The sequence below is a fragment of the Methanoculleus sp. genome (genome assembly GCF_030019085.1).
Taxonomy (GTDB): Archaea; Halobacteriota; Methanomicrobia; order Methanomicrobiales; family Methanoculleaceae; genus Methanoculleus.
In genome coordinates this window covers 1-22,149 of record NZ_JASEFJ010000023.1, presented here as the reverse complement: position 1 = coordinate 22,149, position 22,149 = coordinate 1, and the positions used below count along the sequence as shown (strand labels likewise).

General features: G+C 53.6%; 14 protein-coding genes. 7 read left to right on the top strand and 7 right to left on the bottom strand.

Going from position 1 to position 22,149, the window contains the following annotated elements; all coding sequences use genetic code 11:
- Both QMC91_RS08735 and QMC91_RS08730 read right to left on the bottom strand, forming a co-directional pair.
- Positions 1-141: EVE domain-containing protein (locus QMC91_RS08735; protein WP_300237767.1), on the bottom strand; the 141-nt coding region annotated here is incomplete at its 3' end.
- A gap of 48 nt (positions 142-189) precedes the next feature.
- Positions 190-3,216, bottom strand: a complete 3,027-nt coding sequence (locus tag QMC91_RS08730; protein ID WP_300237761.1) for a DEAD/DEAH box helicase family protein — start codon at positions 3,214-3,216, stop codon at positions 190-192.
- A 166-nt stretch (positions 3,217-3,382) separates the two neighbouring features.
- Between QMC91_RS08730 and QMC91_RS08725 the strand changes: the two genes are divergently transcribed.
- On the top strand, positions 3,383-4,072 hold the full coding sequence (locus tag QMC91_RS08725) for a hypothetical protein (RefSeq protein ID WP_300237759.1): 690 nt from the start codon (positions 3,383-3,385) through the stop codon (positions 4,070-4,072).
- A 37-nt stretch (positions 4,073-4,109) separates the two neighbouring features.
- On the opposite strand, the gene QMC91_RS08720 is transcribed toward QMC91_RS08725, so the two are convergent.
- From QMC91_RS08720 to QMC91_RS08705, 4 genes are all read right to left on the bottom strand, one after another.
- Positions 4,110-4,391 carry a DUF2513 domain-containing protein gene (locus tag QMC91_RS08720; protein WP_300237765.1) on the bottom strand — a complete coding sequence of 94 codons (282 nt, stop codon included), beginning with the start codon at positions 4,389-4,391 and terminating at the stop codon, positions 4,110-4,112.
- An 82-nt stretch (positions 4,392-4,473) separates the two neighbouring features.
- The gene (locus QMC91_RS08715) at positions 4,474-5,865 is read right to left on the bottom strand and encodes a restriction endonuclease subunit S (RefSeq protein WP_300237758.1); all 1,392 of its coding nucleotides are present in this window, start codon (positions 5,863-5,865) and stop codon (positions 4,474-4,476) included.
- Positions 5,866-6,091: 226 nt separating this feature from the next.
- Positions 6,092-7,195, bottom strand: coding sequence for a Fic/DOC family N-terminal domain-containing protein (locus tag QMC91_RS08710; protein ID WP_300237756.1), 1,104 nt, complete (start codon positions 7,193-7,195; stop codon positions 6,092-6,094).
- Positions 7,192-9,234 carry a class I SAM-dependent DNA methyltransferase gene (locus QMC91_RS08705; RefSeq protein ID WP_300237754.1) on the bottom strand — a complete coding sequence of 681 codons (2,043 nt, stop codon included), beginning with the start codon at positions 9,232-9,234 and terminating at the stop codon, positions 7,192-7,194. Before QMC91_RS08705 ends, QMC91_RS08710 begins: the two co-directional genes overlap by 4 nt.
- A gap of 197 nt (positions 9,235-9,431) precedes the next feature.
- On the opposite strand from QMC91_RS08705, the gene QMC91_RS08700 reads away from it, so the two are divergent.
- The 6 genes from QMC91_RS08700 to QMC91_RS08675 all read left to right on the top strand — a co-directional run bounded on the left by QMC91_RS08700 (position 9,432) and on the right by QMC91_RS08675 (position 20,841).
- Positions 9,432-10,247 carry an IS1595 family transposase gene (locus QMC91_RS08700; RefSeq protein ID WP_300237753.1) on the top strand — a complete coding sequence of 272 codons (816 nt, stop codon included), beginning with the start codon at positions 9,432-9,434 and terminating at the stop codon, positions 10,245-10,247.
- A 39-nt stretch (positions 10,248-10,286) separates the two neighbouring features.
- Positions 10,287-10,670 carry an EVE domain-containing protein gene (locus QMC91_RS08695; protein WP_300237763.1) on the top strand — a complete coding sequence of 128 codons (384 nt, stop codon included), beginning with the start codon at positions 10,287-10,289 and terminating at the stop codon, positions 10,668-10,670.
- Positions 10,671-10,891: 221 nt separating this feature from the next.
- Complete coding sequence (locus tag QMC91_RS08690; protein WP_300237751.1) at positions 10,892-11,983, top strand: Wadjet anti-phage system protein JetD domain-containing protein; 1,092 nt, start codon at positions 10,892-10,894, stop codon at positions 11,981-11,983.
- A 1,499-nt stretch (positions 11,984-13,482) separates the two neighbouring features.
- Positions 13,483-14,232: a DUF6063 family protein gene (locus tag QMC91_RS08685; RefSeq protein WP_300237749.1), complete on the top strand. Its 750-nt coding sequence runs from the start codon at positions 13,483-13,485 to the stop codon at positions 14,230-14,232.
- A complete protein-coding gene (locus QMC91_RS08680; protein WP_300237747.1) occupies positions 14,219-18,625 on the top strand; it encodes a hypothetical protein in 4,407 nt (1,468 codons plus the stop codon). Before QMC91_RS08685 ends, QMC91_RS08680 begins: the two co-directional genes overlap by 14 nt.
- A gap of 1,478 nt (positions 18,626-20,103) precedes the next feature.
- Positions 20,104-20,841 (top strand): radical SAM protein, encoded by a 738-nt coding sequence (locus QMC91_RS08675; protein WP_300237745.1) that lies wholly within the window; start codon positions 20,104-20,106, stop codon positions 20,839-20,841.
- Here the strand turns inward: QMC91_RS08675 and tcmP are convergent.
- On the bottom strand, positions 20,838-21,824 hold the full coding sequence (tcmP, locus tag QMC91_RS08670; RefSeq protein ID WP_300237743.1) for a three-Cys-motif partner protein TcmP: 987 nt from the start codon (positions 21,822-21,824) through the stop codon (positions 20,838-20,840). The genes QMC91_RS08675 and tcmP overlap by 4 nt on opposite strands.
- Positions 21,825-22,149 lie beyond the last annotated feature (325 nt).

Genomic DNA, 22,149 nt, shown 5'->3' with positions numbered 1-22,149 from the left:
CTGCCGGACGTAGACAAGGATGGTATCGCCGGGCTTTACCCGGTGCATGAGGTTTTTGTTCCGCTTTGGAACTCCCCAGATCTGCTTCGCATCGAGGATCTTCCAGTTGTCCCGGTTGGAGGAGGCGATCCAGTGGGTCATATGTCACTATTTATCAAATAGATTTAAAATCCTTGGTAGTCGAGAGGTTTATCCGGTTCCCGGCACGATTTGCGCGTAGATGCGATGGAACATGTAATTCTTGAAGAGGGTGGCGAAGGTTTCATCATCATTGATCTTTTTGAAGATCTCCTTATTCGTGGAGAGCATCTCGATGAGCGTATCCTCGAAGAAGTTGTTGAAGGCGAGACGGATGTTCTCTTTAGAGTTAATCTCCGGGTTGAAGGTCCGCCGTAGCGTGGTATTGCCTATCAGACGCTTCTCCATGTCGTCGGCGAAGTAGGCGAGTTTATCCTCGTCGGTGAAATCCGTGCCGTAGTTTTCATTGACGTACTGGATGATCTCCGAGAGAGGCACTTTTTCTTCCGGCAACGGATGCAGGATGCCTTCATCGGGCTGTTTCAGCGTTCCGTCCGCGTCGATCATGATCTTCCCGCTGCTGGTCTCCTGAATCCGATACGAGTCCATATCGATATTGTCGAGCACATCGATCGGGAGTCGCTCGTCCTCCTTTGGAAGAGCCTTCTGCAGGTAGCGGGCGAACTGATAGTACTTCTCGAGGGTTACGTCCTGGAAGGTGATGATCTGCGAGAGGAAAGCATAGAGATTGACGAACTGCCGAAGTGTCTTTTTGAACGTTTCTCTGTCCTCTTTCTCAAGGTACGTGTAGTTCTCCACGACCGGGCGGATAATGGTGTGAAGCATCTCCTGCCTGCCCTTCGGTGAGAAGTACTCATCGCCGAATGCTTTCACATCGTCTGAGGTGTATATGGCAGCCTGATCGAGCCGATACTGGAGATCGTAGAGTTTATTCGGGTCGGTCGGCTCATCGAGGAGGGTCTTTTTGTAGTAAGGTGCAAATGACTTCTCGATCTCCTGGGCATCGTTTGCGAAGTCGATCACCATAGTATCGCTCTTCTGCGGATGGATCCGGTTCAGGCGCGAGAGCGTCTGGACGGCAGCGACGCCGGAGAGTTTCTTGTCCACGTACATCGTGTGAAGCAGCGGCTGGTCAAACCCTGTCTGGAACTTGTTTGCGACAATAAGGAGACGGTTCTCCGTTTTTTTGAACTCTTCTGCCGTCTGCCGGTCGGCAAATCCATTCATACTGCCTTCGGTGAATCTCTCCTGGAGTTCGGGGTCGAGCACCTCCCCGGAGAAGGCGACGAGAGCCTTGAACGGGAGGTGGCTCTCGCGGATGAGCCGGTCGATGGTCCGCTTGTAGCGGACGGCGTGGAGCCGGGAGCGGGTGACGATCATGGCTTTGGCCCGCCCGCCGATCCGGTGCATCACCTCGTTTTTGAAGTGGTCGAGAATGATCTCGCACTTCTTGTTGATCGCGTGTTCATGAAGGTCCACGTAGGACCGGATGAGGGCGGTCGCCTTTCTCTTCGGGTACATCGGGTCGTCTTCGATCTTCTTGAGCAGGTTGAAGTAGACTTTGAAGGTGGTGTAGTTTTCGAGGACATCGAGGATGAACCCTTCCGCAATCGCCTGGTGCATGGTGTAGAGGTGGAACGCTTCGAACGCGCCTGTGCGGTTTCTGCGCCCGAAGAGTTCGAGCGTCTTCTGTTTTGGGGTGGCGGTGAAGGCAAAGAACGATACGTTTTTCGGGCGCTGTGTTCTCCTGAGGTATTCTTCGATCTGGCTGTTCACCAGGTCTTCGCTGTCTAACTCCGGCTCTTCGTGATACTCGGCTTCTTCGAGGGTCTTTGGGGAGAGGACTTCCCGAACGCTGCGTGCGCTGCGGCCGCTCTGGGACGAGTGCGCTTCGTCGATGATGACCGCGAACCGGTTCCCGGGGCGCTTTGCGATCTCGTCTATCGCGTGCGGGAAGGTCTGGACAGTGACGACAATAATGTCTTTGTTCTCGCTCAAGGCTTCGGAGAGTCCCTTTGCCTTCCTGCCGGAGATGGTGGAGACGATGCCTTTGACGTGCTCAAACTGCCGGATGGTCTCCTGGAGCTGCTGATCGAGGACTCTTCGGTCGGTGATGACGATGATCGAGTCGAAGAGCCGCCGGTCTTCGTCGTCGTAGAGGGTGGCCAGGTAGTAGGCGAGCCACCCGATGGTGTTGCTCTTGCCGCTCCCTGCGCTATGCTGAATGAGGTAACTCTCTCCGGTGCCGTGCGATCGGGCGTGGAGGACGAGGCGGCGGACGGCATCGAGCTGGTGGTAGCGAGGGAAGAGGAGTATTTTCCCGATCTTCTTCCCGTTCTCGTCCCGCTCCTCGACTTCCCTGATAAAGTGCTCAAGTATGTCGAGCACGCTCTCGGCGTTCCAGACCTCTTCCCAAAGATATGCGGTATCGTAGCCGTTTGGGTTATTCGGGTTCTTCTCCGGGTCCTCGGGGTCGTAGGGGTTGCCGCGGTTGAACGGGAGGAAGGTGGTCTTCCCTCCCTTCAGGTGAGTGGTCATGTACGCGAGGTAGGGGTCGACGGCGAAGTGCGCGAGGCATCGGCCGTAGGAGAAGAGCGGCTCCTTCGGGTCGCGATCCCTTCGGTACTGCCGGATTGCGTGCTCCACCGTCTGCCCGGTGAGCGGGTCCTTGAGTTCGGCGGTGAAGATGGGGATGCCGTTTACGAAGATAGCGAGGTCGAGGGACTGCTCCGTCCGGGTCGAGAAGCGGAGCTGGCGGATGACTGAGAAGACGTTCTGGCGGTAGAGGTTCTGATGCGTCTCGTTTAATTTGGAGTTTGGCTTGAAGAAGGCGAGGTGGAAGGTGCATCCGAGGTCGCGGATGCCTTTCTTGATGACGTCGATGGTGCCCCGTTTCTCAATCTCGGACCTGACACGCTTGAGGAACTCCCGGCGGGTCCCGGCCCCCCGTTGCCGTTTGAGTTTCTCCCACTCGTCGGCCTGGGTAGCGTAGATGAAGCCGCAGAGGTCGTCCGGGATGAGGCAGAGGTCGCGGTCGTAGTCTGCGCTCGTCCGCTGCTGATAATGGAATGCCGGATTGACGAAGGGGTTCTCCTCCTCGAGAGTGGGCGGGAGCTCTCCGGTGAGAGTCTTTACGATCGTCTCTTCGAAGTCCGCTTCGGATACTCTTACGACCATAACGGGCTCCTATCCGGCCTCCCTGGGGGTGCGGGAGGCCGTTATATGGCTGATAATGGGAAATGGGTCTTGTCACGACATCAAGGTATTGATCGGGCTTTTGGCCAGCGGTTGAATAGCAGAACAGGATCGATACTGTTGAATACGACGGGACGGATTTTCTGGTATGCCTCTCACCATCGATGATTTCCAGAGAGAACTCCGGGAATGTCTGACCCGGGCGGAAGCGTCAGGCATGACCGAGATCACGATCCGGGCAGGCGACCTGCACAAGGCTCTGGGCGACTATCCCGGGCCGAACCAGCGGATGCCAGTCTGCTGCTCCGCCATGTACCAGGCGATGGAGATCGGGGACGAGATCGTCAAGGCGCCACATAAGGGGAAGGGTGCGAACCTGTATATCCGTTATCGCCTTCCCCGCCCCGGAGCGGTCGAGATGCAGGAGAACCTTCGGCAGGTACTCCCCCGAAGCCCGGCACCGCAGGTCTTTGCAGACCTTGAGTATCTGATGCTCCGTCATCCTGAGTATGCAGCGCTTAACCAGATCAGCGATCTGGCCAAAGCCACGCCTGCAACGGTGGTCAGCATCTGTCGCACGATTGTCGAGCAGATTACGAGGATGGTTTGCACCCGGCATGGCATTCAGGTCAAGGGGATGACCCTTGATGAGATGTGCGGGATGGTGAAGGCTTACGAACTTCTCGATCCCCGTGCCCTTGCCTATCTCAATACACTCCGAATCATGGGGAACAAAGCAGTCCATGCCGAAACGGAATTCCTGGAGCAGGACCGGATCATCATCTGTTCAATTCTCCACGAGTACCTGCTCGCCGTGCTGGAAAAGAATCTGATCTAGATGATTGTCCAAAAAGTGAAATATTTTGGCTTTGAGCCTATGTGATTGCCTTATACACCCGATGTTCAATCAATCTCATGAGAACTGCCTTGATAACATCAAATGGAGCACTATTCACCTGCTCCTCAATCACGCCCATCGCTTTCTTCCATATCCCTTCATCACGGCTGGCATCGAGGAAATCTTGGCCTGCCCATGTCATGTGTGTTGCCATCGCGATAGGAGAGGTTTTTCCATTGTTGAAAAAATTGGTTAGGAGTCCTGCTTCCACCAGAAGGGCAACATTATAGGCGATATGGTCCTCAGAGCAGCCATCTATGCTAAGTTCGACAGAGGTGCATATGCACCCGGATTTTTCTCGACCTAAAGGAGGATCTTCCGTACCAGATCCCTATCCTGCTTTATGTGGGCCCCCCCTCGCCCCGGACGTCGATCTTGCCGGTGACGGCGGCGGAGATGAGGGCAGTGCGGTATTCGCGGAGTTTTTCGATCTGCGCATTCACTTTAGTGAACAGCATCTGCATTGTGCCGCTCAAATCTTGAATAAAGGCAATAATCATTTCTTGTTCTATTAGTGGAGGTAAAAGAACAGGGAGGTTTCGTAGTTTTGTACTATTTGTTGTTGCTAAATTCGTTGTTTGTTGTGAAGTACTGGTAAAATAACTTTTACCATACGATGATGTCAGTATGGCGGCAAGAAAGTGAGGCTTTAGTTTTGACTGATTAGGTCTGACAACAAAAATATGGTTTTGATGTAAACAGTCTGGAATCTGCCCCTCCCATACATATCCACGACCCAGTTTATCATAATCACCGCCTTCTGTCATTAGAACATCGCCGGGACGGAGTTCATATCTTCTTACATCTTCGGGAGGAATCTTAACCTCGGTAATTATACTTAGATCAAAGTAACCCTCTTGGACGTTAACAACTCGCAGATACGGTCGAGTTACAAGAGACTGACCCTCGTATCTTTTACCCAGTGTAAGACCTGTTTGTAAAGTTGATAAGAACTTTAACCGTGACAACTGCCAATGATCCGGCACCTCCCCGAGCCACTCCACACCGGAATCCTTCATCTCCGCATCCGGGTCGAGCCCCTTCGTCACGACATGGCTGATGACGGCCTGGCGCTTCTCCTCAAGGAGTTCGATGAAGCGCTGCTTCTTTGCGATGAGAGCGTCGATCCGGGCGGTCTCGCGGTCGAGGAAGGCGGCGATGGCGTGCTGTTCAGGGAGCGGTGGTAAAGGGATCTCTAAACTAACTAATTCGTTAGCATTAATCGCAGGGTAACTCACACCATTCGATCTTGCAACAACGTTTTCAATAAAATACGAGTCTCTCAAAGCGTAGCCCGCAAACTTGCTATCAAATCTAGAATTTGGCCTAATTACAGCGAAACCCGTTGATACAATTAGATTTTCGGGAGGATCGACGATAGGCGTTATCGCCCGTAGATACGTACGGACTGTAGATACGATGACATCCCCAGATCGCACAATTCGGCGTGCTCTAGAAGGGGATTTTTCAAACGTCAACTCTTCTATGTTTTGAATCCCCTCGATTGGATCCACATTGCTGATGTCAACATATAATAACCGATAATCAGGGGATGTGTTCTCACTCAAAGTGTCATCGTTCACAGTTGAAATGTGCTTCAGCCTTTTTATCTCCCACTCCGCCGGCACCTCCCCGAGCCACTCTACCCCGGAGTCTTTATAGGCCGGATACCGCTTCCACGCCCGCACCTTCGTCGGGTCGATGGTGAACGCCTCGTCCGTTGTCGCGCTCATGCCGCCACCCCCGCGCCGCAGACCGCGGTCCCGGCGGCCTGCCGGGTCCGATCGTTGTGGGTCGCCCATGTCCCACAAATATTTTTGTGGGTCATATGTTGCATTTTGTGACCCACAAATTTTGTTGTGGATCGTAGATGACCCACAACAGCTTCCCGGGATCGGGTTTGTGTATATCGGATCGGGGTTTTGATACACACAAATCTGTTTGCTGGTACCAGAATACTCACAACCGGTCCCCCTCGGTGATGGCGATCAGGCGCGAGAAGACGTAGGTCGTGGCACGCCGTCCCCCGCCCTCCGTAAGGGCGGTAATAATATCCTGCTCCCGGAGTTGCTGGAGAAGCCGGTTTGCCGTCTTCTTCGGTATCCCGGTCTGCTCGTAAAACTCGGACGGGATGAATATCGGCACCTTAAAGAGCGCATCGATCGCGGCGATCGCGTACTGCGACCGGGTCACCTCTGGCACCGTTCGCTTCATCTCGTCGTAGAGGTCGAGGATCGCCTTTGCCTTCCGGCCGTTTGTCCCCGCCTGCTCCTCGATAGCGTGGAGGAAGAATGCGATCCAGCCGTTCCAGTCCCCGTCCCGGGAGAGCGCGAGCAGCCGCTCGTAGTAGACCGGCCGGTTCCGCTCCAGATAGGCGCTGATATAGAACATCGGGCTTGCGATCAGCCCCTTCTCGTAGAGGATGAGGGGCACGAGCATCCTCCCGATACGCCCGTTGCCGTCGCAGAACGGGTGGATGAGCTCGAACTGCGCCTTCAGGACCGAGAGCTGGACGAGGACGTCTTTCTCCTCGCGGTGCAGGTAGGCCTCCCAGTCCGCGAGTGCCCGGGGCACATCCTCCGGCGCCGGCGGGACGAAGATCGCGTGTTCGATGTGGGCGTCCCGCCCGATGAAGTTCTGGATCGTGCGGATGCACCCCGGCTCCCGGTCCATACCCCGGCTGCCGGAGAGGAGGATCCGATGCAGGTCGCAGACGAGCGCCAGATCCAGCCGCCGGGTCTTGAGGGACTCCACCGCGGCTTCAAGCGCCTCCCGGTAGTTGATGATCTCCTGAATGTCGGCGAGGGCCGCATCGCCTATCGGTTCCTTCGGGTTCGCCTCAAAGCGCAGGACGTCCTCAAGCGACGCCTGCGTCCCCTCGATCCTCGACGAGAGCACCGCCTCCTGCGTCAGGAGCGGGGAGAGGAGGAGCCGGGGATTCGGGATCGCTTGGAGAATGCCGTCGTACCGAGAGAGGGCACGGTTCGCCGACGCTATCTGCGGGATATGGGCCTCCCAGTCGATGCCAGCCGGGGGCAGGGATTCGGGCACGTAGGGCTTCATCCCATCATCTCCTTCACCATCATCAGGATCTCCGCTTCGAGCTCCTTGATCTCCGCCTCGATCTCCTCAAGCGGCCGGGGCGGCGTGTAGGTGTAGAAATAGCGATTGAAGTTGATCTCGTAGCCAACCTTCCCCACCTGGCCATCCTTTGGGTCCCTGACCGACTCGTTGATCCAGGCATCCGGAACATGGAGTAGTACCTCGCGCTGGAAGTAATCATAGACTGACTCTTTCAAGGGGACGTTCTCGGTATCGCGGAGTTCGGGGTCGGCCTCCGGCATGCCTTTCTCGTCGAGGCAGATAGGCGCCGTCTCGTCGCGCTCTGAGAGCGCCGAGAGGATCGCTTTCTTCACCGCAGTATCGAGTTTCACACCGCGATTCCTGAACCCGGCGGTCAGAACCTTCTCGAATCTCTGTCGGTCGGTATAAATTACGTCGTCCACCATCTCACGAAGTACGGAGAGCACCAGCTCCTGCTTCCTCCTCCCTTCCGCGATCTCGGCAGCCCCGGCGTCGCCCTTCTTCTTGCTCGTCGCAAGCTGCTGAAACGCGCTCTCGGACTTCAGGCGTTCAATCCGCTCCGCCGATATACAGAAGTTGAGACGGAGCGGGCGCTCGATAGTGATCTTCCGATATCCGAAGTCGGTAGTATCGAAGATCTTCACCACCTCCGACTCCTTAAAAGCATTGAAGAGCCGGGTAATCTCCTGGATCTGCGAATCCGAGATCTCATGTCGCTTGTCCCCCAGGCTCTTGCGCATCTTCACGTAGCATCGGGTCGCGTCGATGAGCTGTACCTTCCCTTTCCGCCTCTCTTCTTTACGGTTCGAGAGCACCCAGATGTAGGTGTTGATCCCCGTGTTGTAGAAGAGCTGACCCGGCAGTGCCACGATCGCCTCAAGCCAGTCGTTCTCCAAGATCCAGCGCCGGATCTCGCTCTCCCCCGAACCGGCGTCGCCGGTAAAAAGCGGCGACCCGTTCATGACGATCGCAAACCTGCTCCCGCCGTCCTTCGGAGCCTTGCGCTTGGAGATCATATGCTGCAGGAAGAGGAGCTGCCCGTCGCTGATGCGGGGAAGACCTGCCTCGAACCGCCCGGCCGATCCGCGTTCGTACTCGGCCTTGATGAAGTCCTCCTCTTTCTTCCAGGACTTCCCATAGGGCGGGTTACAGATCATGTAGTCGAACTTCATCCCCGGATGCCCGTCCCTTGAGAACGAGGAGTCGGGTTTGATATTGTCCGCATCGCGGTCGTCGCCCTTGATCAGCATATCGCTTTTGCAGACCGCATACGTCTCGTCGTTCGTCTCCTGCCCGAAGAGCCGGATATCTGCGTTTGGGTTGATATTGGCGAGAATATGCTCCTTCGTGACCGAGAGCATTCCGCCGGTTCCGCAAGCGGGATCATAGACGGTCTTGATGATATGATTGTGGGCGAGCATATCCCCATCACCGCTGAGCATGAGGTTCGCCATCAGTTTAATCACCTCTCGGGGTGTGAAGTGCTCGCCGGGGTTCTCGTTGTTCTGTTCGTTGAATTTCCGGATGAGTTCCTCGAAGATGTAGCCCATCTGGTGGTTGCTCACGCGGTCTGGGTGAAGATCCACCGTATCGGAGGCGAACTTCTGGATGAGCAGGTAGAGCGATCCCTTCTCATGCAGTGTCTGGATGGAGTTTCGGATCTTAAACCTGTCCAGGATATCCCTGATGTTCTCGGAGAAACCGTTGATGTAGTCGATCAGGTTCTTATGGATATTTGCCGGATCGTCGAGAAGTCGTTTGAAATCATACTTTGAAACGTTATAGAAGGCATAGCCCGATTCATGTTTCAGAACACCGTCGAGGTTCTGGATCTCGTCTTTTAACTCATTGTATTTTTTCAGCACGCCTTCCTTGGTCGGCGCGAGCACGCAGTCGATGCGGCGCAGGACCGTGAACGGCAGGATCACGTCCGGGTACTTTGAGCGTTTAAAATCGTCGCGGAGGACATCGTCTGCAACACTCCATATAAAACTGGTGATGTGCTGAAAATTCTCCATATAATTATCCGATGGCGTGAAAGCGTATTAATATTGATTGTTTGCGATCATAACGGCAATTCGATAAAATCAAAAAAGCCTAAATGAATCCGTATCAAATCCCTCCCTATGGGTTTTCTCGATAAATTATCAGGTGATTGTGTACAATCTGCCCCTAACCTTATGTAAGGGGCATACACATGAACCATGTGGATCTGATGACACTCGGAAGGATCGTCTCCGATGAGAGACGATGCTTCGAGTACCTTCTCAGGCAACTTCCGGACTATTCCTGCCCTTACTGTCACTCTCCGGATTACTACATCATGTCCAGACAGAGGGTAAGATGTAAACGATGCAGGAAGGATACTCAACCTCTATCTGAAACAAGATTCTCCCTTCTTAAGATACCGTGCAGCACCTGGCTCATCCTTCTGAAGCTCTTCGAGCTCTCGATCTCAGCACTAAAGGCAGAAAAGGAGGCTGGAATCAGCTACAAGACTGCTCTGAAAGGATACGACATCATAAGACACGCGATCGTAGAGAATCTGGCAGAAAATGACGAGCTCCTGAAAGGAGAGGGGGAGGCGGATGAGGCATACTTCGGAGGTAAGAGGAAAGGGAAGCGTGGGAGAGGAGCGAGGAACAAGACCATCGTCTTCGGGATCCTGGAACGAGGTGGAAAGGTCTCGGTAAGCATCGTCCAAGACGTCTCAGCACAGAGTCTCATGACCGAGACGGTGAAACGGGTCCGGCGTGGATCGATTGTCTATACAGACAGGTGGCGGGGATACGACTCTCTCATGTTCTGTGGCTACAAACATCTGAACATCGATCACTGGTACAAATTCAAACAGGGAAAGGTCTATATCAATGGTATCGAGGGTTTCTGGTCGTTTGCCAAGGAACGGTTGATCAAGCATCACGGTATCTCCCGTCATAAATTCCTCTACTACATCAAGGAGATGGAATGGCGGTACAACAACAGAGGCAAAGATTTATTTGAGGTACTCGTGGAATTGATGCTACACTAAAGAGTGTTAGGGGTCGATGTTACCTAATCACCAAAGAATATTTGGGGTGTTCCTCAGCGTAATAAAAGCATCATCGAACGGGTGAAACCCGGTGATACGGTCCTCATCTATGTATCGCAGCAGAAAGTGGGCGACAATCTGCTTCCATCAGCCGTGACCGGAGCGTTTGAGGTTGTATCAGAGCCTTACGAGGAACGAACGAAAGTGTTTGTTGCACCTGAGCAGATGGGTGACGAGGTCTTCCCGTACCGGATAAAACTGAAGCCCATAACAGTTTTCGACCCTCCTGTAGAGTTCAAGCCGCTCATCCCGAAGTTGAAATTTATCACTAACAAGACAATGTGGACCGGACACATACGACAGGCGATGCGGGTGATTCCGGAGGAGGATTACCTAACAATCCTGAAAGCTGCAAAATCCTGATTCGCAAGCCGAAGGTGCAAATGGACATCCAATCTGAACACATTCATCTGTCGGGACTGTTACGAATCTTTTTATGCAGAGTCGGCATAACCATCATTAATTAATCTGACACGTACACAATGCTTTGCCCTTCAATTGAATCCTTTGAAGGATTTGATGGCCACATCTGACGCTAGGATGAATGGATTTGACAAATAGCACATATAGTCCCGGATAGAACAATGGAACGGTTGCTCAGAACCATCGTGCTCGAGCACAAAAACAAGCGCATCCAACTCAGCGAGATCGAGAGAACCCTCAAAGAGCGCGGGATCAACTTGTTCGCTGATCAATCAAGGCAGCACAAATTCATTGAAACGGTTGACACCTTCATCGCACGCGGCATCCTGGAACCCCTGAAAGGCGCACGGCCGCTCCAGCAGTACAGGGGTCTCCCCGATAGATATACCATCCACCGCGATGTGATTGCCGATGCCGGCGCCCCTCTCTCGCCGGAGTACCGGAACGAACTCTTCTCGCTCTCCCCGCCGATCAGTATTGACTACTATGTTACCCATGGCGACGAGTATCTAAGAGACCGCAACTACATCCTGAGGATCAACGACCTCATTCTTCGGCGCGAGGAGTGTGAGGTCCTGACTATCAACGAGCGCTCGTACGAGCTCTTCGGCGACGAAAAAGCGATTGCCATGCCGGATGAGGCTTCGGTCAAAGGCGCCCTTATCCTCAAGAAACTGCGCCTTACCCTCGAGGACATCCGGGCAAAGCAGGTCTTTGAACCCTTCTTCTGGATCGAGAAGGACTTTTCGAACCTGCAGAGGAAGACGGAGAGAACCGTCCTGATCGTCGAGAACAAGGACACCTTCTGGACGTTGCAGCAGGCAGTGACGGACGGCGTGCTCGCCGGCGTTCACCTGGTCATCTACGGGGAAGGAAAGGCAATCCTGAAGAAGTTTGAGTACATCGAGACCGTCGGCGGGGTGCCAGATGACCGCTACCGCTACTTCGGCGATATCGACTGGGAGGGGATCTCCATCTATAATCGGCTCCGCGCACGCTACCCTGAGTACGACATTCGGCCGGCTACCGGCCTCTACACTTACATCCTGCAGAAGGCTGGATTCGCAGGAGCACGTCCCCTGCGGCGGCCGCAGCGAGCCGGCAACCTCTTCCCCTTCCTCGACTTCTTTGATGAGGAGACTGGAGACGCGATCAGACAGATCGTCACCGCAGAGCGGTACCTCCCGCAGGAGGTCCTCAACGCCACCGATCTATCGAGGTTTGGAGATGGGAGACTCACTTCGGCGCTTTAAGGAGATCAACGAGCGGATGGAGCATCTCAAATGCTTCTACCCATTTTTTAAAGCCTATACATCTCGTCCGGTGAAAAAACAGGACTATGATGCTCCCTACCTCGCGCTGGACGTGCTGACCTTGCTCATCGAGAAGGGCAGGCTCCAGAACCGTGTTCTCAAGTTCGATGAGATCCGGGCGCACGTCGAAGAGACGATGAAGGAGCTTCACCCGGACCGGGAGTTCGATTACCGGGAAGTGACGCGGACCGTGCTCGGCTTCCTTGAAACAAATACCGAAGGAGAACGCTACTGTTTCCAGTACCTGGATCCAGTCAGGGGAAGGCCCGTCAACCACTACGTTCACTTGATCGAGTATGATGTGACAGAAGACGGCTATCGAATCACCGATGAAGGCCTCGAGTTCATGATCAGCATCAAGGAGCTCCCCGAAGAGTCCAGAATCACGGTCTCCCTCATTCTCTTTAAGAAACAGATCGAGAGCGGCTCTTTTAGAAATGCCCTGGAGACGGTGCGGAACCTCAACCTCGAAGTACTCCGCAAGAAAGGAAAGAAACAGGCGCTGCTTGACAGGATGAGGTACGGCGACCCTGATGTGGCTGAAGGCTTTACCACCTACACGCAGGAGGTGATCTCTCAGCTCAAGCAGGAACAGGAACTCTTCACCCAGGTCCAGGCGACGCTCCGCGATCTCTCGAAGGACCAGGAGCAGATCGCCAACGCCCCCGAATCGTTTGGAAAGGAGGAGGACTTTATTGCCATCCAGGAACTTGCGACCGAACTTGATTACGGGTATAAGCTCCACAACACCCTCTTGAAAGATTATACTGACCTTCCCTCTGAGTATGAGTGGATCTGCCAGGTCCGCATGAAATCGCTCTTTGACCGGAGATACCAGTTCCAGGAAGCACTAGAGAACCACATCCGTGCAAACTTACCTAATGAGGTGCATATCGTGGAGATGCATCCTCTCCTACTCCCGAACGTTTCCCGGAAGTTTGGCCTCTGCTCAATCTTTGAGCCGCAAAGAATTGTCGGGAGGAAAGTGGAGGAAATGGAGGTGAAGACGAGCGAGGAATGGGGCGATAGGAAGTCCATAGAGGAGATCGTAGAGGGGCGGCAGAATGAAAATTTCAGGATCTATGCGCAGTTGCTGGTCGACGCGCTGGCGGAGAGTGAAACAATCGATCTGCCGGCCTACCTGAGTGTGATCCGCACATGCTTGGGAGACGAGGGGATAGACCACATCGATCTGATCCCCTTCCTGATCGAGCTGAATAAAGGCGCTAGGGATGGCGAGGCATACGAGACCATCTTTGACATCAGCGTGCCACGAGGCCAGAATGAGCCTGCGGTAGAGGCCTTGCTATCTGCCGCAGCCCGAAACGGGGGCGAGTTCCATCGAATCCGGGTGATTTCCCGGCCGGAAAGGCGGGTGTTGATCGGGGAAGATGAGGACGTGTATCTCTCTTATCTTACGTTTGTCGGGGAACGATTGCATGAAGTTTGACCGGGAGAACCTTGGGACCGCCTTGGAGATGCTCCACTGCATACTGGCGGAAGGCTCGATTACACGCAAAGACCACCCAAAGGAGTTCCTGCGCTACGACCAGGAGGCTGAAGTGAGGGAGGCGCTGGAGTTCTGTGCGGAGAAGCACGGCCTGCTTGTCTGCAGATATAACGATGCCCTGTACCTAAGCCCCGGTGTACAGAACCGGGTCTTTGGCCTCTCAAACGCCGAGATCCGGAGCAGCCTCGGGAGGGGGTTCAACAATCCCGAGATGTACACAGTCTTCTTCATCATACACGTTCTGATCACGGAGTTCTATCATGAGTCCGCGTACGATGCCTACCTGGAGAAGGTGGCGAAGACAAACCTCCTTGAGGCCGTCGATAAGAAGATTCAGGCCATGGGAGCGATCCAGGATCTTGAGAAGACAAGCGAGGAATACCAGTTCAACTTCAAGGTCATCTACGATCTGTGGAACAGCCTCCCGGCGGTGGAGTTCAAGAAAGACGACCCGGACGAGAAGAAACAGTGGGGCGTCCGCTCAAAGAGCACCCTGATCAACGAGACGATCGCATTCCTGGAGAAGAATCAGCTCGTAAAAGAGCACAACGACGCTGTCTACCTCACCCCTCGCTGCAAGGCGATCATCCGTGAGGTCTACAGCAACCGCGAGGTGCAGGACGCCATCACACTCTTCATCGATGGGCTTGGCCATAAGGGGGGCGATGAGGATGCCTAAACTGCGGTCAGTACGGGTGGTAAACGCTCAGTTCAACGAGGGAAGGGGGTTATATCAGGACTTCCGCATGCCATTCTATGGCCGCAATGGCACCTATGAACTGGGCAACGGCATGGGAAAGTCGGTCCTTTTGATGCTCATTCTCCAGTGCGTCCTCCCGAATGCTGCCCTTGACCCGAATAAACCCTTTAAATACATGTTCGCCGGAGGCGATCGCAACCGCACAACCCATGTCCTGGCCGAATGGGAACTGGACGAGGTCGTAGATGGGAGAAGATATCTCCTGACGGGATTCTGTGCAAAACGAAAGTCCGATCAGGAAGATGAGGGTGAGAGCGATGAGATAAAGTATTTCTCCTATTTGCACCTGTATGGCGGGCCAAACGACCTCGACATCGATAATATTCCCCTCTGCAGGGAAGAAGGGGCAGACTTCTTCACCCAGGACTATTCAGAAACCCGAAGGATGCTCCGGGAAAAAGCAAAAGCAGGGTATGATATTTGGATAGCCGAGACCCGGCAGCAGTACCTGGAGCGGCTCAAGGACTACTATCTCATCGAGTCGGAGTGGGAACTCATCAAATATATCAACAGGCAGGAGAGTTACTTAAAGACTCACTTTCACAGTTTTAGGGATTCAAGGGCATTCGTCGAGGACCTGCTGATCAAGACGATAGATCGGTGCCTCCGGGATAGGCGACGGCTCAAATTTCACGGTGGAGACGAAGAACCCGTGGAGAAAGCGCTCGCCGATTCACTGTATCAATCCCAGGAGGATCTCAGGAAACTGCAGGAGGAGCAGGAACGCCTGCACGAGTACGAGTACCTCCTGAACGAGATCTCCATCCTCCAGACGGCAAACGATCACCTCCTCAGATCGTACCAGGCATACGAGGAGGCAAAGCAGCGGGCGGCATCGCAGCATGTCGCGTATGTTGCAGCAATCGCCCGGAAAGAGGAAGAGATCCGGCAACTGCAGGAGCAGATTCTCGGAAAGCGAGCGGCTTGCGAGAGTGTGCATAATGAGATCGAGAAAACCCGACTCAAACTCCAGAATGTACGCCTGAACCTCTCCGGGCAGAGGCTCAAACGAGCGGAAACGGAGAAGGTAGAGCATGAACAGACGGTCAATACGCTGAAGCATAGGGCTGACTTCGCTCGGGCGGTGAACAAATATCTCTCGATCAGGGAGCGTGAAGCAGAGATCCGGGAGCGGGAGGAGATCATGCGGAAGATGGAGGTGGAGCACCAGGAACTGTTCGACCGGCTTCGCCCCCTGGTAAAGACCCTCTATACCCTGGTTGCTGCTGAGAAAGAGCGAGTCAGCGAGGCACTTGAGGCGGGGCAGAGCCGGGCGAAGGAGATCCATGCCAAGAACATGAGCCTCCAGCGGGACCTTGGAGGTGCCCGAAAGCAGGAAGAGGGTATCAGGAGGCGGATCACCGAACTTGAGCGTCAAGCAGCTGAACTGGAGGCCAGGGAGAAAGAACTCGCACAAAGGCATGAACAGTGCCCGAAAGTCTCCCCTTGGTTCTCTCTCCCCGACCAGATCGAGGCCACAAAAAAGCGGCTTGTTGCCGAAAAAGAGACTTACATCAGGCTCGCAAGCGAGAGAGGTGAGATCGAACGGCGACTCTCTACGAACCAGGCGCTTGAGCCGGAGCTGGAAAAGGGGACGGCAGATCTGACTCGGGCAATTGAAGCCCTTCAGCGGGAGATCGCCCATTTTACAGCCGAAAAAGATTCTGCACGACAGATCGCCGAGATCTACGAGAGGGACGATATCGAAGCATGTGCTGCATACCTCAAAGACAGGAGGGAACAGTTGCGTGAGATGCTGGCAGGCTACAGGAGCCGTCATGAGGGCCTTGCCCGGAATCTGGAGAGCGCGGAGAAGTACGGCGTCACCTTGAGCGACGAGTACCTGGCTGCTCTTGAGAGATTACAGGAAAAATACCCGACCGCGATAAGTGGCGCCGAACACCTGAAGGGAATCTCCGATGACGAACGGAGAGAATGCCTGGCCAACGCACCCTGGCTCCCGAAGGCTGTTCTCCTCCTCAAAGGGGATTTCGAGGCGGTTGTCCGCAACCCAGCGATTCTTCCGGCACAGGTCCAGGATGCTGCAATCGTTATCACCAGCATCGACCATCTCCGTGAGAGAAGACCGCTCTCACTCGGAGATGTCTACATCTCCTCCCGGACGCCCGAGCAGTCGCTTGAAGCGTTAGCCAGCGACCGTGCAGCCGAGCACCTCCGGAAAGAGATCCGCGCAATCAACGAGGAGATGCAGAAAGCTGATGAGGCGTTAGTAGCGATAACTCGCGACTTCGAAGCCCTCAGCTGCTTCATTAACCGGTATCCACCGGAATTTGAGCAGGAGAGGGCGGCCAATCTTGGGGAGCACCTTCGACAGATGAGTGAGGGTACGGCAAGGCTTGCAGCACTGCGAAATCAGATTCAGGAGGATCGCTCCGCCCTCCCTCGCGCCCGAACTGATCTGGCGGAGCAGGAAAAGACAATAGTCCTCTTCGAGAAGAAGCTCGCTCTGCTCACCGATCTCGTCAAAGTCACAGAGGAGAGGGAGAAGACTCTCAGAAACCTGCAGCAGGAGCGCCGGAACGCCGAAGAGACAGCGGTGCTACAGCGACAGATCGAGGCGGCGATCAGCCGGTGCGATTCTGAGTTCAAGAAACTTGAGGAGATCAACAACCAGATGAAGGAGCGCCTCCGGAAGATAGAGCAGGAGATCTCAGAGTACAGGTCTTACGCAAGCGAGGATGTTCCGATCCTAACGGATGCAGACATCGACAGCCTTAGGAGTGAATACCGAAGTGCCCGGCAGGTGGTCGACAGGGTTGTGAAGGACCGCGAGAGTTACGAAAGAGATAATGCCCGTGACAGAAAGCAGATAGAGGACGACTGGAACGATATCAGAAGTTACCGGATCTCTATCGATGAGATCGAAGCAGGAGACCCAAAGGAGCGTTATTCCTCTGAGTATATCCAGGAGGTTGACCGTAGTCATGAGGAGGCAGAGCGCCTTCTCAAAGAAGCCGTTGGCCGGTATGAGAATGTGCGTGGAAAACACCACCTTCTCTCCCTGGAGATGGAGGAGGCAGAGAGGAAATTTAACGCCCATGCCCCAGAAGCATATGTCCGGGATCCAGATCTCATCGATCCGGAGCCGTTGGAGGCCGATCAAAAGAGGTTAGAGGCAGAAATCCTCACTCTCAAGGCGGAACTTGCACACCTTGATGATCTGCGCCAGGAAGGCGAAAAAGTGCTTGAAGGCCTCATCACAGAACGCAGTGGCTACGAGCTGCTTGACAGCACTCACCATTTCATCCAGAAAGGTGCTGCCCCGGCATCGGAGCTTAGAGGCTACCGCTACTTCCAAGAAGAACTTGCGGCTGCCGTCGGGAGTACGACGAAACAGAAAGAGCGCTTCAGTGCCGCAAAGGACCAGTTCTTCCGGAACATCGATGAAATTAACGTTCCTCCCTACTTTATCGAGACAGTCAGGGGAAAGATCCGCATAGCGGAGAGTGTGGGCGAGGCAAACTCCATACAGCAAAGCCTGGAGGAATATGCTGCCACAGTCACCGGATGGGCAAAGGCGGTGAAGGCACAGGTGGAAGGGCTTCTTGAGGTCGAGAAGAAGATTGTCGATCAGGCCCTGGGGATGGCGAGAACCTACCGGGACTACCTCATAATGGTTCCCAGACTCTCGAAGATCGAGATCGATGGTAATCCCCGTGAGATGCTGCAGATCAACTTTGAAGATTGCATCTATCGTGACGAGGTGGCCCGGGGTGAGATGCACCGCTATATTCAGGACCTTACTGCTCATATCCAGGACGGCACTCTCAGCCGGGGGGAACTTGAGAAGGCGCTCGCACCGGGCCAACTGGTGGGTAGAGTTATGGATATGGTCAGGATCCGCGTAAAAATACGCAAGATTGATATCGATACCTACCCGTTCCAGCTCTGGGAGAAGATCAAGGCTTCTGAAGGGCAGGAGAACACGATGCACATCATCCTTCTGGTTGTTCTCATATCAACAATCAGAGCGATTGTCGTCGGCAGGCATGACCGGAACACCGCGAAAGTGCTCTTTGTTGACAATCCATTTGGTTCCACCGGATCATACTATCTCTGGGAGAAGATCTGGTCGATCCTCGACCGCAATAATGTCCAGATGATATGCTCGGGTCACAAGATCGATGCGAAGGTGCGCGAGTTCTTCCCGATCTCCTATCTCCTTACAAGTGAGATCTCGGCCGGCGGTCGGATGCGGATCGTCGGTGTCAGGTTTGTTGGTGCCGGCAAAGATCTGGATCGTCTGGAGCGGCAGAAAAGGGGTGAGATCCTTGCGTGGACGAAAGAGTAAAGATGACCAGCCATAGCAAGTTCCTCCCCAAGACCTCTTCCAGTCCTCACCCTCGACGGCACCTCTCCCGGCTCCTCCATCCCGGAGTCTTTATAAGCCGGATACCGCTTCTTCGCCCGCACCTTCACCGAGTCGATCGTGAACGCCTTGTCCGCTCACGCGACATGCCGGCCTCCGTGATCAGGATCGAGCAACTCCGGATCGTGCCGGGGGATTCGGTACTAATCGTGATTAGTACTAACCATAATTAGGAACCTCATCGCCACGAAGCCGAGCGCAGGGCCATCAGACGCCGCATTTCGAGTCGCGTCGGGTATTCCTGATGCGGACCTCGACCAAACTCCTGAAGGAATGAGGGATGCTTCCTGAATCGGTTCGGTGTCCGATGCGGATCGGCATGGGTCTATGAGAAGGGGAAACCCACGCTATATGAATGTCGATAGTTTATACCGAATACCGGCTACCCGATCCTCATACTCTTCGCAGGGTGGTGCTCCCGGTCATCAGCCGGGCGCACTGCCTGGCTAGGGGATCTCGTAAGTTTTTCCATCGCTTTGGCTAAGCAGAGTTTTCACAAGCAATCGAAATCGAGATCGATCAAGTCGTCGGCCTGTCAGGCCGACATGATAGGCCGCTACACTACCAAGGCGCTCTGTGTCTCGCTGGGTATTGTATCGTCCCAAGATGGCGAGGATCCGACCTTTGGCCTGCTGACCACAGGTCAATCCATCTGCTCGCGCCCGGCCACCTCCCGGTGCGATACCGGGCGCACCACCTGGCTGGCAGTACCATGGTCCAGTTCGAACGTCGCCTTGGTATGGCGACGTCATAACCAGCTAGACCGCTCAATGAACGGCAACTTAACAACCTTTTAGAATGACGATTTTGACATTCTGCACATAATTAAGGCTGTTCTTGGGAGTGTGATATTCGAACCCCTCAAGATTCGAACACGAGACCTCCGCCATGGTAAGGCGACGTCATAACCAATTGGACCATGACAGGTGAGATGGCATGTAGACCGGTCAATCATGTGGGACTACCCCTCCCTCGACTCGTATTGGAACACCGGATCTACGGAGTAGTGTGGGAGCCCGGATAGGATATTGGACTATGATATGGGTGATTGCACACCCAATTAATCCCCAAAGTAGACCGGTCCATCATGTTGGACTAGGAGTCCTTAGACCTCCTACGCAAAAAGTATCGTAAACCCCGATCTGTCAGATTATCCTTGGTAATCCTAGGTAGTGTAGCGGCCCATATACCTGCCCAAGTGGTGTAGTGTCCTATCAGACGGGTCTGCCACGCCCGCATGATCAATCTAATCCATAATATCGTTATTATATGAATTTAATTTTCACGGTCCGCACCGCATCTTTATTGGAGGTTCCCATAGGTTAATTGACAGACAGGGATAATTATTAATGCAGATCTACCTACGATGTGCGAATACCGCTTCATATAGCCCCGATACCATGAAGACGACCATCATCTACGAACCACGGGGGAGAGCTAAAGAATACTCCGAGCTCGCAGCGAATCTCTACCGTGGGTGTGGCCACCGTTGTTTGTACTGCTACGCGCCCCGTGCCATACGCGTGGACTGGGACGAGTTTTCACAGCCGTGCGTCCGAAAGAATATCATTGAACGGTTAGAAAGAGATGCCCGAATTTTGGCACAATATAATGAAAAGCGACCAATACTATTATCTTTTACAACCGATCCCTATCAGCCTCTTGATGTAGAGGTCCAGCTGACACGGAAAGCAATCCAGATTCTGCATAGATACAATTTAAAAGTCTTCATTCTGACGAAAGGAGGTAGCCGAGCCGAGAGAGATTTTGATCTGCTTGCCGAACGACCGGAATTAAGCGCCTTTGGAGTAAGTCTCGTCTTTTCCGATGAAGGAATGCGGCGAGAGATGGAACCGTTTGCAGCCAATACAGAAGAGCGGATTGTATCTTTGCAGAAAGCGCATGGAATGGGCATCTACACGTATGTATCCCTTGAGCCGGTCTGGGACCCGGATCAATCTCTTGAATTGATCGAGAGAACGCACGACGTGGTTGACTACTTCAAGGTGGGTAAGCTGAACCACAATGAGCGGCAGGATCGTATCGATTGGAGTAAGTTTTTGAAAGACGTCATAAAGCGGCTCAACTATTACGAAAAGCCGTTTTACATTAAGAAGGACCTCCAGGCGTATACCTAGACATTCAGGAATGTCTGCCCTTGGTCCTTCTTTAGCACAGTCATCTTCCTCGCCTGTGGCTCCCACACTTCGACTTTCCATCGCTTGAGCTCTTGAATCCCCTTCACGGCCATCATGAAGTGTCCGGCATCGGAATCTGTACAGAGCAGCATAGCATATACAACCGCCCTATTCGAGGTATCCCTCACTAGGGCGACAACGGGGGGTTTTATGTAAAATTCCCCCAGCCTATCCCGATACAGTTGAATGAAGGCATCTCTGGCATTGGAGGTCTCCTTATACGCTTCAAATCGTGACCTCCAGAGGTCTTCTTTCATGCCGAGCGCAATAGTCGCAAACTCCGGTTGCGTATCCGAGAATCTTTGGAGGTAAGAGGTCATCAGGTTGATGATCATCTCCGGTTTCCGGGGAGCCCCTCCAAGCTGATATTGTCCCTGCATCCTCCCAATTCTTTCAATAACATGCCAAGGTAGCTGTTTTGGTTCATAGGGGTCCAGGATGAAGATGCTGGGGAAATTTCTGTTTACCATCCGTTCTGCTTGTACGACCGCTTTCTCAACAGGGAGTGATGTGATTGTCGTATTACGCCTCAATCTCGGATACTTGGCATAATAAGGCTTTAAACTCTCCTCCAGAGTCGCTCGTTGCTGTTGACGGATATCGGGATCTGGGTGGTAGGAATTGAGGAATAACCTTGTTCCCTTGGGATATTCCCCAATACATCTCGCTGCTAAAAGGGCAGAACCCTCCCATCGTTCGCCTTCCAGTCCATACTGTGTCAGCTCATCGCAGTAACACCATCCCGATGCCGCGTATAAATCATAGATCTCAAGAGATGGAATTCTCTTCTTACTGGTCATGTGGTTTTTTGCAACGTTATTTGTCCAGATGCTCAAATATGTATCAATAAATTTATGTTTAATCCGGGTGTGGAACTTCACCTCCTCAACAACCTCGACTCTACCGTCGGTTTTCGGATTCATCTAGTATTAGGTTTTATTTCCTGATATTTATGGATAGATAGCTGGTTTCTCTACCAGAACCGGCGGTGAGGCTGAAGACGGATCTGAAAAGGATCGTAAGGGAGATCAGAATAATTGGGATTGTTGAACTGTAGGATGCGAAGGATATACCATGGAACTCCATACACCAGAGGATCAGATTGCATTCGTTGATGACACGATACATGTAGATTTGACGTTAGAGAATTGTGACGATGAATTGAGGAGATTCCGTCGTACGATCCACTTTCGCCCTGCCCACGCCCTACCTTCTAATATCCCCCTTCCCACTGCTTGATGGTGCTGT